3 protein-coding genes and 1 pseudogene are annotated in these 2,626 nt (G+C 63.6%); all 4 read left to right on the forward strand.

The features are described from left to right. Positions 1 to 172 (forward strand): annotated as a pseudogene (locus AC1RQ9_RS18680) (MSMEG_0572/Sll0783 family nitrogen starvation response protein); the annotation flags it as partial. Positions 173 to 196: 24 nt separating this feature from the next. Continuing rightward, positions 197 to 1,171 carry a Nit6803 family nitrilase gene (locus AC1RQ9_RS18685; RefSeq protein WP_176643623.1) on the forward strand — a complete coding sequence of 325 codons (975 nt, stop codon included), beginning with the start codon at positions 197 to 199 and terminating at the stop codon, positions 1,169 to 1,171. After that, positions 1,168 to 2,274 (forward strand): MSMEG_0568 family radical SAM protein, encoded by a 1,107-nt coding sequence (locus AC1RQ9_RS18690; RefSeq protein WP_176643622.1) that lies wholly within the window; start codon positions 1,168 to 1,170, stop codon positions 2,272 to 2,274. Before AC1RQ9_RS18685 ends, AC1RQ9_RS18690 begins: the two co-directional genes overlap by 4 nt. Next, a partial coding sequence (locus tag AC1RQ9_RS18695) for an MSMEG_0567/Sll0786 family nitrogen starvation N-acetyltransferase (protein WP_485988088.1) occupies positions 2,274 to 2,626 on the forward strand: 353 nt, incomplete at its 3' end. The genes AC1RQ9_RS18690 and AC1RQ9_RS18695, both read left to right, overlap by 1 nt.

Consider the following 2,626-nt stretch of genomic DNA (forward strand, 5'->3'; position numbering starts at 1 on the left):
TGAAGAGGGCGGCAAAGTCTATGCCTGCCGCTTCGCGCTTCAGGCCCTCTATGGCTACGGCGAGCAGAACCTGATCCCCGGCATCACGCCGATCAATCCGCAGGACGTGCTCGACATCATCCTGCTGGCCCGTCGCGACAACGCCTTCATCCTCAATACCTGGACCCTCTGAAGGCCGAAGGGAGGACCGCAAGCCATGTCCCGTATCGTTCGCGCCGCAGCCATCCAGATCAGCCCCGTCCTTGGTGACGATGGTCTGGGGACTGCCCGGAAAGTCTGTCAGGCCATCCGCGAGGCCGCCGAAAAAGGCGTGAAACTGGCGGTCTTTCCCGAAACCTTTGTGCCGTACTACCCCTATTTCTCGTTCATCCAGCCGGCTTTCCGCTTCGGTGGGGAGCATCTGGAACTCTATGAGCGCGCTGTCGTCATTCCCGGTCCGGTCACCGACATGGTGGCCGAGGCCGCGCGCCAGACCGGCATGGTCGTGGTGCTGGGTGTAAACGAGCGCGATTTCGGCACGCTCTACAACACCCAGATCATCTTTGACGCCACGGGTGAAATCCTGCTCAAACGCCGCAAGATCACGCCCACCTATCATGAACGCATGGTCTGGGGGCAAGGCGATGGTTCCGGGCTGAAAGTTGTAGGCAGTGCGGCCGGTCGCATTGGCGCACTGGCCTGCTGGGAGCATTACAATCCGCTCGCCCGCTACGCGCTGATGACCCAGCACGAGGAAATCCATTGCGCCCAGTTCCCCGGCTCGCTGGTGGGCCAGATCTTTGCCGACCAGATGGAAGTCACCATCCGGCATCATGCGCTGGAATCCGGCTGCTTTGTCGTGAACGCCACGGGTTGGCTGACGGATGAGCAGATCAAGGAAATAGCGGGCGACCCTGCGCTGGAAGGGCCGCTGCGGGGTGGGTGCTTCACGGCCATCGTCTCGCCTGAAGGGAAGCTGCTCGGCACACCGCTGACGGAAGGCGAGGGGATGGTGATTGCCGATCTCGACTTCGCCCTGATTACCAAGCGCAAGCGGATGATGGATTCCGTAGGGCATTACGCCCGGCCCGAACTGCTCAGCCTGCTTCAGGACCGGCGGCCCGCCCGCACCGTTCATTACGTTGGGGAAGCCAATCCGGTTCCCACATCTACAGATGAGGCTGCGTCATGACCATTCCGACGCTCGGTACACTTTCTGGTCGCAAGCTTGTTACCGATCTACAGTCCTTTGGACTGCAGATCGGTGAGCAGACCGGCGGCATTGCCCGCAAGGGAGGCGCCGGTCCTTCGGATCACAAGACGATCACCATCGCGGGCCAGACCGTCATGGTCCCGGTCTATACATCTGGCGCGCGGCATTCACCATTCCAGGCCAGCCCGCCGGACCAGCATGGGGCCAGCACGCTGCTACGCGATGGGCAGACACTGGGCACGATCCACTTCCCGGCCGCCCCGCGCTTTTATGGCCTGAGCACGGCAGACGGTATTCCCTACTGGAAGATCGCCCTGCTGCATGGCCGTGACACGCTGGCGACCACGGTATACCAGACCTGTATCCGCTATGCTGACCGGCGCACGTCCTGCCAGTTCTGCGCCATCGGCCAGTCGCTGGAGGCCGACCGCACCATTGCCTACAAGACGCCAGCACAACTGGCCGAGGTCGCCAAGGCCGCCGTGGAACTCGACGGTGTGCGCGACATGGTGCTGACGACCGGCACGCCTAACGTGGTGGACCGGGGCGCGGCCGTGCTGGCGGAATCAGCCCGTGCCATTCGGGCGGCCGTGGATCTGCCGCTTCAGGTCCAGTGCGAGCCGCCGCGCGATCACGATTGGTTCCAGCGCCTGCGCGACGCCGGGGCCGACAGCTTGGGTATGCATCTCGAAGCCGCAACACAGGCGGTGCGCGAGAAGATCATGCCCGGCAAGGCCACGGTCAGCGTGGATCGCTATATGGACGCTTTCGCCAGCGCCGTGCCAATCTTCGGGCGCGGACAGGTCAATACCTACATTCTGGCCGGTCTTGGCGACAGTGCCGCAGATATTCTGGCTCTGGCTGAACGGCTGATCGCACTTGGGGTCTATCCCTTCGTGGTGCCGTTCGTGCCGATTTCCGGCACACCGCTGGAAAATCATGCGCCGCCTTCGGCCGATTTCATGAAGTCCGTGCTCGCACCACTCGGGCGGATGTTGCGCGAGGCGAACATGAAATCCACCGACATCCGCGCCGGGTGTGGCCGGTGTGGCGCCTGTTCCTCCCTTTCGGCGTACGAATAATGACAGCGATCCTCGAAGGCGTGGACGACCGCCCGTTCATCCCTACGGAATATGTCGTGCGGCTGGCTCGCACGCCGTGGGAACGCGCGGGCTACCATGCGCTGCGCCGCGACGTGTTCTGCACCGAACAGCAGGTCTTTGCCGATGATGACCGGGACGCAATCGACGCGGTTGCCATTCCCATCATCGCGGCGTGCTGCATGGCGGGCATGCCGGACCGGGTGGTGGGCGCCGTGCGCATCCATGAGGCCGAGCCCGGCGTCTGGCGCGGCTCCCGTCTGGCCGTCCATGAAGACCATCGCAAACTGGGACGGATCGGGGCGGAACTCATCCGCATGGCGGTCAGCACGGC

Source organism: Komagataeibacter ossonobensis, from assembly GCF_057359305.1.

Coding starts and splice junctions, on each gene's coding strand:
- AC1RQ9_RS18685 (WP_176643623.1), top strand. CDS start 197: ATGTCCCGTATCGTTCGCGCCGCAGCCATCCAGATCAGCCCCGTCCTT.
- AC1RQ9_RS18690 (WP_176643622.1), top strand. CDS start 1,168: ATGACCATTCCGACGCTCGGTACACTTTCTGGTCGCAAGCTTGTTACC.